The organism is Acinetobacter sp. OYA S30 (assembly GCF_033599315.1).
Lineage (GTDB): Bacteria > Pseudomonadota > Gammaproteobacteria > Pseudomonadales > Moraxellaceae > Acinetobacter > Acinetobacter baumannii.
This window is the reverse complement of record NZ_JAWVAV010000004.1, coordinates 107208-121588: the sequence shown is the minus strand read 5'-3', so window position 1 is coordinate 121588 and position 14381 is coordinate 107208. Positions and strand designations below refer to the sequence as shown.

General features: G+C 42.2%; 11 protein-coding genes. 10 read left to right on the top strand and 1 reads right to left on the bottom strand.

What is annotated here, in order from left to right; translation table 11 throughout:
* Positions 1 to 2: 2 nt before the first annotated feature.
* The 7 genes from murG to lpxC all read left to right on the top strand — a co-directional run bounded on the left by murG (position 3) and on the right by lpxC (position 8057).
* Positions 3 to 1100, top strand: a complete 1098-nt coding sequence (murG, locus tag R5R67_RS03575) for an undecaprenyldiphospho-muramoylpentapeptide beta-N-acetylglucosaminyltransferase (protein WP_000132437.1) — start codon at positions 3 to 5, stop codon at positions 1098 to 1100.
* An 11-nt stretch (positions 1101 to 1111) separates the two neighbouring features.
* Positions 1112 to 2560 (top strand): UDP-N-acetylmuramate--L-alanine ligase, encoded by a 1449-nt coding sequence (murC, locus tag R5R67_RS03570; RefSeq protein WP_000075472.1) that lies wholly within the window; start codon positions 1112 to 1114, stop codon positions 2558 to 2560.
* Between the two features lie 37 nt (positions 2561 to 2597).
* Entirely contained in the window at positions 2598 to 3524 is a 927-nt protein-coding gene (locus R5R67_RS03565; protein ID WP_000063661.1) for a D-alanine--D-alanine ligase, read from the top strand.
* Positions 3525 to 3526: 2 nt separating this feature from the next.
* Entirely contained in the window at positions 3527 to 4381 is an 855-nt protein-coding gene (locus tag R5R67_RS03560; protein ID WP_000057904.1) for a cell division protein FtsQ/DivIB, read from the top strand.
* 60 nt (positions 4382 to 4441) lie between these two features.
* Positions 4442 to 5704 carry a cell division protein FtsA gene (gene ftsA / locus R5R67_RS03555; protein WP_001287630.1) on the top strand — a complete coding sequence of 421 codons (1263 nt, stop codon included), beginning with the start codon at positions 4442 to 4444 and terminating at the stop codon, positions 5702 to 5704.
* A gap of 164 nt (positions 5705 to 5868) precedes the next feature.
* Positions 5869 to 7044: a cell division protein FtsZ gene (gene ftsZ / locus R5R67_RS03550; RefSeq protein ID WP_000135734.1), complete on the top strand. Its 1176-nt coding sequence runs from the start codon at positions 5869 to 5871 to the stop codon at positions 7042 to 7044.
* A gap of 110 nt (positions 7045 to 7154) precedes the next feature.
* Positions 7155 to 8057, top strand: coding sequence for a UDP-3-O-acyl-N-acetylglucosamine deacetylase (gene lpxC, locus R5R67_RS03545; protein ID WP_000240700.1), 903 nt, complete (start codon positions 7155 to 7157; stop codon positions 8055 to 8057).
* Positions 8058 to 8154: 97 nt separating this feature from the next.
* Here the strand turns inward: lpxC and R5R67_RS03540 are convergent, their stop codons facing one another.
* A complete protein-coding gene (locus tag R5R67_RS03540; protein WP_000042455.1) occupies positions 8155 to 8595 on the bottom strand; it encodes a DciA family protein in 441 nt (146 codons plus the stop codon).
* 107 nt (positions 8596 to 8702) lie between these two features.
* On the opposite strand from R5R67_RS03540, the gene R5R67_RS03535 reads away from it, so the two are divergent.
* From R5R67_RS03535 to R5R67_RS03525, 3 genes are all read left to right on the top strand, one after another.
* The gene (locus tag R5R67_RS03535; protein WP_000557460.1) at positions 8703 to 9395 is read left to right on the top strand and encodes a M23 family metallopeptidase; all 693 of its coding nucleotides are present in this window, start codon (positions 8703 to 8705) and stop codon (positions 9393 to 9395) included.
* A gap of 250 nt (positions 9396 to 9645) precedes the next feature.
* Positions 9646 to 12363: a pyruvate dehydrogenase (acetyl-transferring), homodimeric type gene (gene aceE, locus R5R67_RS03530; RefSeq protein WP_000896433.1), complete on the top strand. Its 2718-nt coding sequence runs from the start codon at positions 9646 to 9648 to the stop codon at positions 12361 to 12363.
* Positions 12364 to 12365: 2 nt separating this feature from the next.
* Positions 12366 to 14345, top strand: coding sequence for a 2-oxo acid dehydrogenase subunit E2 (locus R5R67_RS03525; RefSeq protein ID WP_001166122.1), 1980 nt, complete (start codon positions 12366 to 12368; stop codon positions 14343 to 14345).
* The last annotated feature ends 36 nt before the right edge of the window (positions 14346 to 14381 follow it).

The following is a 14381-nucleotide window of genomic DNA, read 5'->3' as shown; positions in this document are numbered from 1 at the left end:
CCGTGACCGATTCACAGCAAAGCAAACCTAAACATGTCATGATGATGGCTGCCGGTACTGGTGGACATGTTTTTCCAGCCCTCGCCGTAGCCAAACAACTTCAACAACAAGGTTGTCAAGTTTCATGGTTAGCCACGCCAACAGGTATGGAAAATCGTTTATTAAAAGATCAAAATATTCCAATTTATCAAATTGATATTCAAGGTGTGCGTGGAAACGGAGTGATCCGTAAACTTGCTGCACCTTTTAAAATTTTAAAAGCAACTTTTAGTGCAATGCGCTATATGAAACAGCTTAAAGTGGATGCTGTTGCAGGCTTTGGGGGATATGTGGCAGGCCCGGGTGGGCTAGCAGCGCGTTTATTAGGTATTCCTGTTCTCATCCATGAGCAAAATGCGGTTGCAGGATTTACCAATGCACAGTTATCCCGTGTTGCTAAAGTGGTATGTGAAGCTTTTCCAAATACATTTCCTGCTAGCGAAAAAGTAGTGACAACCGGAAATCCGGTACGTCGTGAAATCACTGATATCTTAAGCCCAAAGTGGCGCTATGATGAACGCGAGCAAGCGGGTAAGCCGTTAAATATTTTAATTGTGGGCGGATCTTTAGGTGCAAAAGCACTGAATGAACGCTTACCTCCGGCATTAAAACAACTTCAGGTTCCACTGAATATTTTCCATCAATGTGGTCAGCAACAGGTTGAAGCAACTCAAGCTTTGTACGCAGACGCACCAGCAAATTTGACCGTACAGGTTTTGCCGTTTATTGAAGATATGGCGAAAGCTTATAGCGAAGCAGACCTGATTATTTGCCGTGCTGGTGCTTTAACTGTGACAGAAGTAGCAACAGCTGGTGTTGCAGCAGTTTTTGTACCGCTTCCTATTGCAGTGGATGACCATCAAACTGCAAATGCCAAATTTCTGGCCGATGTCGGTGCTGCAAAAATTTGCCAGCAATCGACTATGACACCAGAAGTTTTAAATCAATTGTTTACTACGCTGATGAATCGCCAATTACTTACAGAAATGGCAGTGAAAGCGCGTCAACATGCCCAACCAAATGCAACTCAGCATGTGGTTGATCTTATCCAAAAAATGTAATCGGATTTACTATGTCTCCAACAACAGCTGCGAACCAAGCAAAAAAACTGATTAAAGTGCCTGAAATGCGCCGTATCAAACACATTCATTTTGTGGGAATTGGCGGTGCAGGTATGTGTGGTATTGCTGAGGTGTTAGCTAACCAAGGATATAAAATTTCCGGTTCAGATATTAAGGCATCAAAAACCACACAACAATTAGAAGAAAATGGCATTAAGGTCTATATCGGACACGAAGCAGAAAATATTAAAAATGCAAATGTGCTTGTCGTGTCAACAGCAATTGACCCGGAAAATCCGGAAGTTAAAGCTGCCATTGAACAACGTATTCCGATTGTACGTCGTGCAGAAATGCTCGGTGAACTTATGCGTTACCGTCATGGTATTGCTGTGGCAGGTACACATGGTAAAACTACAACCACAAGTCTTTTGACGACAATGTTGGCGGAAGAAAACCTCGACCCAACTTATGTGATCGGTGGTTTACTTAACAGTACAGGTGTAAATGCAGCGCTTGGTGAAAGCCGCTTTATTGTTGCTGAAGCTGACGAATCGGACGCATCTTTCCTTTATTTACAACCAATGGCAGCGATTGTAACAAACATTGATGCTGACCATATGGATACTTATGAAGGCAGTTTCGATAAATTAAAAGATACCTTCGTACAGTTCCTTCATAACTTACCATTCTACGGCTTGGCTGTGGTTTGTGGCGATGATGCGAACATCCGCGAGATTTTGCCACGTGTAGGCCGTCCGGTTATTACTTATGGTTTTAATGAAGATAATGACATCCGTGCGATTGATGTAGAGCAAGATGGTATGCGTTCGCACTTTACTGTATTACGTAAAGGACGTGAGCCGTTACGTCTAACCATTAATCAACCGGGTTTACATAACGTTTTAAATGCTTTGGCTGCAATTGGTGTTGCAACTGATGAAGGCGTTTCGGATGAAGCAATTAGCCGTGCATTAAAAGGTTTTAGTGGTGTTGGACGTCGCTTCCAAGTACAAGGTGAATTTGAGCTTGGTGAAGGGAATGTAAAATTAGTCGATGACTATGGGCATCATCCTAAAGAAGTGGAAGCTACGATTAAAGCTGCTCGTCAGAGCCATCCTGATCGTCGTTTAGTTATGCTTTTCCAACCACACCGTTACTCTCGTACACGTGATTGTTTTGATGACTTTATTGAAGTTTTATCTCAAGTCGACCAATTATTATTACTAGAAGTTTATCCGGCTGGGGAAAAACCAATTGTTGGCGCAGATAGCCGTACTTTGGCGCGTAGTATTCGCTTGCGTGGTCAGGTTGAACCGATTTTGATTGATCCGGTTGAAGGTAATTTGCAAAACATCATGCAAAATGTGTTACAACCAAATGACTTGTTATTAACGCAAGGTGCAGGTAACGTGGGAGCAATTTCAGTAGAACTTGCACAGCACCATTTGTATGTGAAATAAACAAAAAGTATTGAATTATCGGGTTAAGGATTTAAACGTGTCAAATGCTACAAAATTCGGCAAAGTTGCCGTGTTACTTGGTGGGAAATCGGCTGAGCGTGCTGTGTCTTTAGATAGTGGTCAGGCAGTTTTGGACGCTTTGTTACGTTCAGGTGTTCAGGCTGAGGCATTTGATCCGCAAGACCGTAGCGTAACTGAACTTGTAAACTATGACCGTGCATTTATTGTATTGCATGGTCGTGGTGGCGAAGACGGTCAAATCCAAGGTGTGCTTGAGTGGTTGAACATCCCTTATACAGGAACGGGTGTACAAGGTTCTGCCATTGGTATGGATAAAGTCAAAACCAAGCAAATCTGGCAAGGTAGTGATTTACCAACCGCACCGTATCGCATTATTACTAAAGAAACTGACTTGGATTCAGTGATTGCTGAATTGGGGTTGCCTGTCATTATCAAGCCTGTACATGAAGGTTCAAGTGTAGGCATGAGTAAGGTTGAGAAAGCTGAAGATTTTGCGGCAGCAATTGAAAAGGCAACTCAGCACGATGCTGTAGTTATGGCAGAAAAATGGATTACAGGACGCGAATTTACGATTTCATTCTTAAATGGTCAGCCTTTACCAGTTATTCGTTTGCAGCCACCAGCAGATGTTGCTTTCTATGACTACGAAGCAAAATATCAACGTAATGATGTTGAGTATGGCATTCCTTGTGGTCTTAGCGAAACTGAAGAGAAAAAACTACAAGCTCTATGTTTACGCGCTTTCCAAGCCGTAGGTGCAGAAGGCTGGGGACGTATTGATGCAATGCAGGATGAGCAAGGTAATTTCTGGCTTTTAGAAGTAAATACTGTGCCAGGCATGACCAGCCATTCGCTTGTACCAAAGGCTGCTAAAGCAGTAGGTTATAGCTTTGATGAATTGTGTGTTGCAATTCTTGAGCAAACATTGGAAGGTACGGCTTAAATATGGCACAACTTCCGGCATCCATGCGCCGTAAACGTGCGGCAATTACCTCCATTCATGAAAAACCGCCTACGCGCAAGCAAAAACTTGCCAATGCCGGCGGATGGGTGTTGCTGGTTATTGCCTTTTTAGTCTTGGCGGTCGGAATTTACGGACTATATAAAGTTATTACTGATGCAACTGTTGCAAAACTTGAAGTTGTAGGTTCAACAACTCCAGTTGAGACTCAGCAAGTGATGCGATATGTGCAGCCGATTGTAAAAGATAACTACTTTACATCTGATTTAGAGCAGATTCGTGATAAAGCATTAGAAATTTCATGGGTAGACCGAGTCGTCGTATCTCGTGCTTGGCCCAATGGTATTCGCGTTCGTGTTATGCCTCGACATGCTATCGCCCGTTGGGGAACAGGTCGCTTATTGAGCGATGGTGGCGATGTATTTAGTGAAGCAGAGCCGAGACTTCATCCTGAGCTTCCGTTACTACACGGTCCGGTAAGTCAGTCTAAAATGATGATGCGACGCTATAATGAAATTAATCAGTTATTCCATCCTGTTAATTTGCGTTTAAAAGAGTTATATCTAACAGAGCGAATGACTTGGTTTATGCAGTTTGACTCTGGTTTACGAATTATTGTTGACCAAGATCAAACAATGAATAAATTGCAACGTTTAAGTCACTTGGCACAATCTGACCTAAAACCTGTGTGGACGAAAATCTCAGCCATTGATTTGCGATATCGTAATGGATTATCTATTCAATGGAAGAATGCAACCCCACCTAAAATCGTGAATGGTCAGTTTGTTGTAACGAGTGATGACACAAGCATTGCAGGTGGTACAAAAGCAAAGCCATAATACGTGGCTTTAAAATAGGCAATTTGCCTGGTATTAGACAACAAAGAAATGGTATGAGTGATGAGTGAAGCTGTTCCCTCAGTTGTTGCGATTGACATTGGGACGCATAAAGTTTCAGTTTTGATTGGAAAAATTCATGCGCCGGATAACATTCAGGTTATCGGTATGGCAACTGCTCGCAATCGAGGCATGAACAAAGGAAAAATTGTAAGTCTCGATAAAGTCATTGCTGCGATTAAAAACGCTGTTGCTGAAGCGGAAAATATGGCCGAATGTCGCATTCATAGTGCGTGGGTATCTATTCCGAGTACCGAGCTACAAAGTTTCTATGCTTCTGGACGCACACCTGTTGCTAACCCGGCACATGTGATTACAACCAATGAAGTTGTACGTGCATTAGAGTTGGCAAAAGCAAGCCATGTGACTTCTGACTATTATCTAGCGAGTGCAGTCCCATTAGGATTTGAATTAGGCGACTCATCTGAATGGGTTCAAAACCCAATCAATATGACCGCTCACAGCATGACTGGTCATTATCAGCTTATGATGATGCCGATTGCCACTATGCAAAACCTTGATCGTGCCATGAAAGGCGCGAACATTGGAGTTGAGAAAATGGTGGTTTCTTGCTTGGCTACGGCTGAGGCAAGTTTGCTTAAAGATGAAAAAGAATATGGTGTCTGTCTTGTCGATATTGGTGCAGGTATTACCAATCTGGCAGTTTATTTAGATGGCCGTTTGGCTTTAGCACGCACCTTGCAGCGTGGTGGTGAGCATGTAACACGTGATATTGCTGCCGTGTTACAAACAACCACTGAAGAAGCTGAACGTATTAAGATTCTGCATGGCTGCGTTGATCTAAGTGCTGTTAAGCCTGACCATATGATTCAAGTACAGGGTATTGATGGTCCGCAAACGATTAGCCGAATTGAGTTAGCGGAAATTATTATTGCTCGTTATGAAGAGATTTTCAGCCAGATTCGCGAAGAACTCGAACAAAGCGGTGCAATCCATGGTCTATATCATGGTGTTGTATTGACTGGTGATGCTTGCCAGATTGAAGGTATGGTAAGTTTGGCGCGTCGTATGTTAGGTGTGTCTGCCCATCTAGGTAATCCGCCATTACAGGTGTATGCTGATGATCAGCATCAAGCTGCATTACGCCGCTCAATGTATGCAACAGCAGCTGGTTTACTTATGTTTAGCCAAAGTGAATTACAGGAAGCTGTTGAGGAGCCTGAAGAGGGAAATGACCGTTCGGTATGGGAACGAATGGTGAATGGCTGGAATGCTTTTAATAGCAAACTTAAAGCCATTTTTTAGGATGTATGTATTTATTGGTAGAATTGTTAGGAAGTTGTAAGAGAAAACCACTGTACTTGACAAGGTTGGTATTGCACAGCATTCTTAAAATTAGTTATTTTTGAAAATCAAGGCAGTATACGGGCTGAAGTGACTGCCATAATGTATTAGGAACCCTAAAGGTCATGGCCTCATTTGAATTTATAGAAGATGAACTAAACGATGGCAACGGTCAAGCCCGTTTCACTGTATTTGGTGTAGGTGGCGGTGGCGGTAATGCCGTTCAGCACATGGTACAGTCTGATATTCAGGGTGTTAAATTCGTTTGTGCTAATACAGATAAACAAGCACTTGACTGTATGAATGCCCCTTTCAAAATTCAGTTAGGTGAGCAAAGTACACGCGGTCTAGGTGCAGGTGCTAACCCTGAAGTAGGCCAGGTAGCAGCAGAAGAAAGCCGTGAAATTATTCGTCAGCACCTTGAAGGGACTGACATGGTGTTTGTAACCGCTGGTATGGGTGGTGGTACAGGTACTGGTGCAGCTCCGGTTGTTGCCGAAGTTGCTAAAGAAATGGGGATTTTGACTGTTGGTGTTGTAACAACTCCATTTAACTTTGAAGGCCGTCGCCGTCAAAAGTCTGCTGAGCGTGGTATTGAAGCGCTGGAAGCTCATGTTGATTCATTGATTATTATTCCTAACCAACGTTTATTAAGCGTTTATGGTGATATTTCAATGAAAGATGCCTATAAAAAGGCAGATGACGTATTGTTAAACGCTGTACGCAGTATCTTTGATCTTGTAGTTAACCGTGGTCACATTAACCTTGACTTCGCGGACTTGAAAACTGCAATGAGTACTCGTGGTTACGCAATGATGGGTGCTGGTTTGGGTCGTGGTGAAGACCGTGCGCGTCAAGCAGCTGAACAAGCTATCCGTAGCCCATTGCTTGATAATGTAAATATTATTAATGCGAAAGGTGTGTTAATTAACATTACTGGTGGCGATGACATCACATTACGTGAAACAGAAATCATTACTGACGTTGTTAACCAGATTGTTGACCTCGATGAAGGTGAAATCTTCTACGGTACAGTATTTGACCCAGACGCACGTGATGAATTACGCGTAACTGTGATTGCAACTGGTTTAACACGTAATGCAGCTGATGCAGAGCCAAGAAAGCGTAATACAGTTAGCCATACATCAACTCAATCTGCACAATCTGTAGATGAAGATGACGTTCCTGCAATTAATAAACGTCAAAATGCTGAAAATGACGTGAATAATGCGCCAAGTTCAACACCGCGTTCTTCGCCAATGAGTATTCAAGATTACTTGAAAAATCAGCAACGTAAGTAATTTAGCGTACAATCTATCGAAAGGCAGTGTATAAACACTGCCTTTTTTTATTTTTGATCAATGACTAAATATGCTAACGTATAGCGGTTTTAAAAAAGAAGTTACAAAGCATGGTGAAACAGCGTACTCTCAATCGTGTGGTAAAAGCGAGTGGAATAGGTCTTCATAGCGGTCAAAAAGTGATGATCAATTTCATTCCACATACCGTGGATGGAGGTATTGTATTTCGCCGTATCGATTTGGATCCACCTGTCGATATTCCTGCTAATGCATTGCTGATTCAAGAAGCATTTATGTGTTCAAATCTTGTCACTGGCGATATTAAAGTCGGGACAATCGAACATGTGATGAGTGCGATTGCCGGTTTAGGAATCGATAACTTAATTGTGGAAGTGTCTGCTTCTGAAGTTCCAATTATGGATGGTAGTGCTGGTCCATTTATTTATTTGCTCATGCAAGGTGGCTTGCGTGAACAAGATGCTCCTAAGAAATTTATAAAAATATTAAAGCCAGTTGAGGCTTTAATTGATGATAAAAAAGCAATATTCAGCCCGCATAATGGCTTTCAGCTTAACTTTACGATTGATTTTGATCATCCTGCATTTGCCAAAGAATATCAGTCTGCAACTATCGATTTTTCTACTGAAACGTTTGTGTATGAAGTCAGTGAGGCACGAACTTTTGGTTTTATGAAAGACTTGGATTATCTCAAAGCAAATAATTTAGCTTTAGGAGCAAGTCTAGATAATGCAATTGGTGTAGATGATACGGGTGTGGTGAACGAAGAAGGTTTACGATTTGCCGATGAGTTTGTTCGTCACAAAATTTTAGATGCAGTTGGTGATTTGTATTTACTTGGTCATCAAATTATTGCCAAGTTTGATGGCTATAAATCAGGACATGCCTTAAATAATCAGCTATTACGCAATGTTCAAAGCGATCCGAGTAATTATGAAATTGTAACATTTGATGACGAGAAAGACTGTCCAATTCCATACGTGAGTGTGACATAAGTCATTGTCTTTATTTGGCTATGTTATAATGTAACATTAATAAGTGTGATTTTTATCACATATTAAGAACGATTCTAATTAAGAAATAGAAAGCTCATCATTTTTTATTGCTTGCCAAACGTAGTAAAGCTTGGCTAAGCTTAGGGTCGCTCACGAAGTCGGCGGCACTACGTAACATTTCTTGTGTTTCCGGGGGGATGGATTTAGAAGGCTCAGATGAGGTCGTTACAGGAATAGTTTTATTTCTTAAGCGAACTTGAATTCTTTGTAAGTCTTTTAATCCTTCAAGTTGAGATAATTTAGATACATATTGGCTCTGTAAATAGCTGAGTTGACTAATCATTGCCTGATTTTCACCAGTAATAATTAAAGAGCCATTTTGATAACACACGACTTGCCATTGTTCCGGTTGGGGCAATAAGGGTTGGATTATTTTCGTAAGTCTTTGCCATTGCGCGACTTGCGTTGTTAGAAACGTAAGGTTTCCTGTTTTTATGTGTTTTCCGGTTTGTTGAAAAACGTTATCGGGTTTAGACATTGATCATTCTCAAATGGTTTCTTGTCCTAATCTTAAGCGTTCATTTCAACCGATATCAAGGAAGAGATCATAAGGAACTTGAGTAAGAACAGTTTCAAGAGGTTTTTATGCACACGCGTCGTATTTTATTAGCGTTTTCACTTGCCGCTTCGGCAGCATCGGTTGCTTTTGCAGATTATCAAAATATTAACCAATCTACTGATTCAGATCGATTGGAACAGTTATCAAAAACACTATCTCAAGGCTCATATACTCATCCTGATGATTTAGATCTTCCGGCGAGTGCAAAAGTTTCAGTGACTTTACGTGAGAAAACAGTTGAACTCAACAATGATTCACTGGCAAAGAAATACGGCACTACGACAGCTAAAAACTCATTTAAAACCTCTTCTTCAAATCCTTATTCTTGGTTAGTTTCTCATCCTCTTCCTGATACAGTACGTGTTTCTTCTAACTTTGGTGGTCGTACCATGGGTGGTCGTGCAGAGCATCATGGTGGTTTAGATATGGCTGCACCAAGTGGTACGCCAATCTATGCGACTGGCCCGGGTATTGTGACTAAATCAGGCTGGGGCACAGGTTATGGCCAATATGTTGAAATTAACCATGGTAATGGTTATTTAACACGTTACGCGCATGCTTCACGCTTAATGGTTCGAGTAGGTGATCAGGTTTCTGCGGGTGACCATATTGCTAATGTCGGTTGTACAGGCCGTTGTACTGGTCCACATTTACATTATGAAGTAGTTAAAGATGGTCAACGTAAGAATCCATCAACTTATTTGGCAATGTTGCCTTAATTGCATTGCCTCTAAGGTCAAGGTTATTAAATTTATGAATTTGAAATTAACTTAAACCTTTTTTAACGTAATGATTGTATAAAAAAACGCCTTTATTGGCGTTTTTTTGTTATTTTGTTTACTGTTCGGTCAATGACTATTCATTCAGAAAATAATAGGCCCCCCCCACATTCACCCGTGGCAATAACTTGAAAGGGGTAAAACGTGGTAAAAATACAAAGTAGATTAGAGAACAAGGAACAGGTGAATTATGGCGTTTTACGGTGACTCCGACGCACAAGAAACCCAAGAATGGCAAGATGCATTCGATTCAGTTTTACAACACATGGGAACTGAGCGAGCGGCATTCTTGTTGGAAAAACTTTACCAACAAGCAATTGCTAAGCATGTTCCAATTCAACGTCTCAATACACCTTACTTAAATACAATTTCTGTTGAAGAGCAACCTGCAATGCCAGGCGACCAAGATATGGAACGCCGTATTCGTGCATTGATTCGTTGGAATGCCTTAGCAATGGTACTTCGCGCGAATAAAACAGGTGATGATTTAGGTGGTCACTTGGCGAGCTTCGCATCAAGTGCAACATTATATGACGTAGGTTTTAACCATTTCTTCCGCGCTAACAGTGATAACTTTGGCGGAGATATGATTTATTACCAAGGACACTGTGCTCCTGGTATTTATGCACGTTCATTCCTTGAAGGACGTTTAACTGAAGAACAGTTAAGTAATTTCCGCCGTGAAGTTGGCGGTAACGGTTTACCAAGCTATCCACATCCATATTTAATGCCAGACTATTGGCAATTCCCAACTGTATCAATGGGTCTTGGTCCAATCATGTCGATTTATCAAGCGCACATTCAAAAATATTTGATGAACCGTGGCTTGATCAAAGAAGAAGATCGTAAAGTTTGGGCATATCTCGGCGATGGCGAGATGGATGAGCCAGAAAGCTTAGGCGCGATCTCACTAGCTGGTCGTGAGAAGCTTGATAACTTAATTTGGGTAGTTAACTGTAACTTACAGCGTCTAGATGGTCCTGTACGTGGTAACGGTAAAATTATTCAAGAACTTGAATCAATCTTCCGTGGCGCAGGCTGGCGTGTCATTAAAGTAGTATGGGGTCGTCATTGGGATCCATTACTAGCTAAGGACACAAGTGGCGCATTAAAAGCACGTATGGAAGAAGCTGTTGATGGCGACTATCAGCGCTATCAGGTAAAAGGCGGCGCATATACACGCGAAAAATTCTTTGGTAAGTACCCTGAAGCTGCGGAACTTGTAAAAGATTTAAGCGATGAAGATATCGATAATCTTAACCGTGGTGGTCATGACCCTTACAAAGTTTTTGCTGCATATGCAGAAGCGATGAAAGCAAAAGGTCAACCAACAGTAATCTTGGCGAAAACTATTAAAGGTTACGGTTTATCTGAAGAAATTGAAGCGGTGAACAAAACTCACCAAATCAAAAAGATGCAAATTGACTCTTTAAGATATGTACGTGACCGTTTCAATCTTCCATTCACAGATGAGCAATTAGAAGAGCTTCCATTCTATCGCCCAAGTGAAAACTCTCCAGAAATGAAATATATGAAAGCGCGTCGTGAAGCGTTAGGTGGTTACTTACCTGCACGTCGTCGTGAGAGTGAATCTTTAGCGATTCCTGATCTATCTGTATTTGATGCAGTGTTGAAAGGTTCGGGTGGCAAAGAGCAATCAACCACTATGGTGATGGTTCGTTTAATTGCTGCTTTACTTAAAGAAAAAGCAATTAAAGACCGCGTAGTGCCAATCGTTCCGGATGAAGCACGTACTTTTGGTTTAGAGGGTATGTTCCGTCAGCTTGGTATTTATGCCGCTCACGGTCAAAAATATACACCGGAAGACCAAGAGCAGTTAATGCATTACCGTGAAGCAAAAGACGGTCACATGTTACAAGAAGGGATTAACGAAGCAGGTGCGATGAGTGCATGGGCTGCGTTAGCGACAAGTTATTCAACCAATAACTTGCCAATGATTCCAATGTACATGTACTACTCAATGTTTGGTTTCCAACGTATTGGTGATATTGCATGGGCTGCGGGTGACGCACAAGCTCAAGGTTTCTTGTTAGGTGCGACTGCTGGCCGTACAACATTGAACGGTGAAGGCTTGCAGCACCAAGACGGTCATTCTCACATCTTGGCGAACACGATTCCAAACTGCGTATCTTATGACCCATGTTTTGGTTATGAGTTGGCTGTCATCGTACATGACGGTTTACAACGTATGTATGTGAACCAAGAGCGTGTGTTCTATTACTTAACGGTAATGAATGAAAACTACGAGCATCCTGCAATGCCAGAAGGCGTTGAAGAAGGCATTAAACGTGGTATGTATTTATTCGAGAAAGATGAAAAAGCAACTGTTCAGTTACTTGGTTCAGGTGTAATCCTTCGCGAAGTGATTAAAGCTGCGAAAATCTTACGTGATGAATACCAAATCCATTCAAACGTTTGGAGTGTAACAAGCTTCAATGAATTGGCACGTGATGGTATGGCATGTGAAGAATACAACCGCCTACACCCACTTGCTGAAGAAGTTAAAGAATCTTGGGTATCTAAACAATTACGTGGTACGGAAGGTATCGTAGTTTCTGCGACCGACCATATGCGTGCTTACAGTGAACAAATCCGTGCTTATCTTCCAGATGGTCGCCCATTTGTTGCATTGGGTACAGATGGTTACGGCCGTTCAGATACACGTGCGAACTTACGTAGTTTCTTTGGTGTTGATGCTGCGCACATCGTTGTTGCTACCTTGAAAAAATTAGCTGACGAAGGTGAAGTAGACGCACGTTTAGTGAAAGATGCAATTTCTAACTTTGAGCTAGATACTGACCGTCCGGTTGCATGGGCGCCGCAAGCACATCCGGAAGTTCAGCCAGTTGCTGAATACAATGAAACACAAACAGGTGAGGGGAACTAAGCATGCAAATTAAGACCCCTGATATTGGTGTAGATAAAGCAAACGTCGCTGAAATTTTAGTAAAAGTTGGCGACCGTGTTGAAGTTGACGACAGTATCGTTGTGCTTGAGTCTGATAAAGCAACTGTTGAAGTGCCTAGCACTTCAGCAGGTGTCGTAAAAAGTATCTTGATTAATCAAGGTGATGATGTGACTGAAGGTGTTGCTTTGATTGAGATCGAAGCAGAAGGTGCGGCACAAGCAGCACCGGAACCAACACCAGCTCCTGCGGCTGAAAAGCCAGCTGCTCCAGCACCGGCGCAACAAACTCAGGCTTCAGCTCAACCTGCTGCTACATCAACTGCAACTGTTGAAGTGACTGTACCTGACATCGGTGTTGAAAAAGCATTGGTTGGTGAAATCCTCGTTAAAGTGGGTGACCAGATCGATGTCGAACAAAGTATTGTGGTTGTAGAGTCGGATAAAGCGACTGTAGAAGTTCCAAGTAGTGTTGCTGGTACTGTAGAAAGTATTCAAGTGAAAGAAGGCGATACCGTTAAAGAAGGTGTTGTTCTTATTCAAGTGAAAACAGCAGCTGCATCTAATGCGCAAGCAGAAGCTCCTACTACTACACCAGCTCCAGCTGCGGTAGCAGAACCGGTTGCTGCAAAGCAAGAAACTGTGGCAGCGGTTCCAGCTCAGTCTGGTTCAGTTGATATCAATGTTCCTGACTTGGGTGTAGACAAAGCTGTTGTTGCTGAAATCTTGGTTCAAGTTGGCGATAAAGTTGATGTAGACCAAAGCCTTGTTGTTGTTGAGTCAGATAAAGCAACTGTGGAAGTTCCAAGTACCGTTGCTGGTGTTGTAAAAGCAATTCACTTGCAAGCAGGCCAACAAGTTTCACAAGGTGTATTGCTTGCAACAATTGAAGCTGAAGGCCAAGCACCTGCTGCTGCACCAGCGGCAAAAGCAGAAGCAGCCCCAGCTCCACAGGCAGCAGCACCTAAAGCAGCCGCTCCTGTTGCAACTCAGTCTGCACCTGCGGCGTCTACATCTGGTACTGATAAGTTAACGAAAGAGCAAGAAGCAGAAAACGCTAAAGTGTATGCTGGTCCTGCTGTTCGTAAGCTGGCTCGTGAACTTGGTGTGATCTTGTCACAAGTTAAAACTTCTGGTGAGCATGGCCGTGTTGTTAAAGAAGATATCTTTGCTTATGTGAAGAGTCGTTTAACTGCACCGCAAGCTGCACCAGTAGCTCAAGCTACTGCTGCTCCGGCTGGATTGCCGTCATTACCTGACTTTACTGCTTTTGGTGGCGGTGAAGTAAAACCAATGACGCGTTTACAGCAAGTTTCTGTACCACAGTTGTCTTTAAACAACTACATTCCACAAGTAACTCAGTTTGACCTTGCGGATATTACTGAGCTAGAGGCTTGGCGTGGTGAGTTGAAAGACGGCTTTAAGAAACAAGGTGTGAGCCTAACAATTTTGGCATTTATTGCAAAAGCAGTAGCACACTTGTTGAAAGAAGAGCCTTATTTCGCGGGTCACTTAGCAGATGATCAGAAATCTGTATTACTCCGTAATGAAATCCATATGGGTATTGCGGTTGCAACTCCAGATGGTTTGACAGTGCCTGTACTACGTAATCCTGACCAAAAATCAATTAAGCAAATTGCTGTTGAATTAGGTGAGTTGAGTAAAAAAGCGCGTGATAAGAAATTAACACCGAAAGATTTACAAGGTGCTAACTTCACGATCACAAGCTTGGGCTCAATTGGCGGTACAGCATTTACGCCACTAGTTAACTGGCCACAAGTTGCAATTTTGGGTATTTCACCTGCAACGATGCAGCCTGTATGGAATGGTAAAGACTTTGATCCACGCTTAATGTTGCCGTTGTCATTGTCTTATGACCACCGTGTAATTAATGGTGCGGATGCAGCGCGCTTTACAAATAAACTTACGAAACTTCTTAAAGATATTCGTACTTTATTAATCTAATGCTTTGAAAGAACATACTAAAACCTCGCTTCGGCG

What these genes read in the sequence shown, in the direction of transcription:
- R5R67_RS03560 (WP_000057904.1), top strand. Translation starts at nt 3,527, where the DNA reads ATGGCACAACTTCCGGCATCCATGCGCCGTAAACGTGCGGCAATTACC.
- aceE (WP_000896433.1), top strand. Translation starts at nt 9,646, where the DNA reads ATGGCGTTTTACGGTGACTCCGACGCACAAGAAACCCAAGAATGGCAA.
- R5R67_RS03540 (WP_000042455.1), bottom strand. Translation starts at nt 8,595, where the DNA reads ATGTCTAAACCCGATAACGTTTTTCAACAAACCGGAAAACACATAAAA.
- ftsZ (WP_000135734.1), top strand. Translation starts at nt 5,869, where the DNA reads ATGGCCTCATTTGAATTTATAGAAGATGAACTAAACGATGGCAACGGT.
- lpxC (WP_000240700.1), top strand. Translation starts at nt 7,155, where the DNA reads ATGGTGAAACAGCGTACTCTCAATCGTGTGGTAAAAGCGAGTGGAATA.
- murC (WP_000075472.1), top strand. Translation starts at nt 1,112, where the DNA reads ATGTCTCCAACAACAGCTGCGAACCAAGCAAAAAAACTGATTAAAGTG.
- R5R67_RS03535 (WP_000557460.1), top strand. Translation starts at nt 8,703, where the DNA reads ATGCACACGCGTCGTATTTTATTAGCGTTTTCACTTGCCGCTTCGGCA.
- R5R67_RS03525 (WP_001166122.1), top strand. Translation starts at nt 12,366, where the DNA reads ATGCAAATTAAGACCCCTGATATTGGTGTAGATAAAGCAAACGTCGCT.
- ftsA (WP_001287630.1), top strand. Translation starts at nt 4,442, where the DNA reads ATGAGTGAAGCTGTTCCCTCAGTTGTTGCGATTGACATTGGGACGCAT.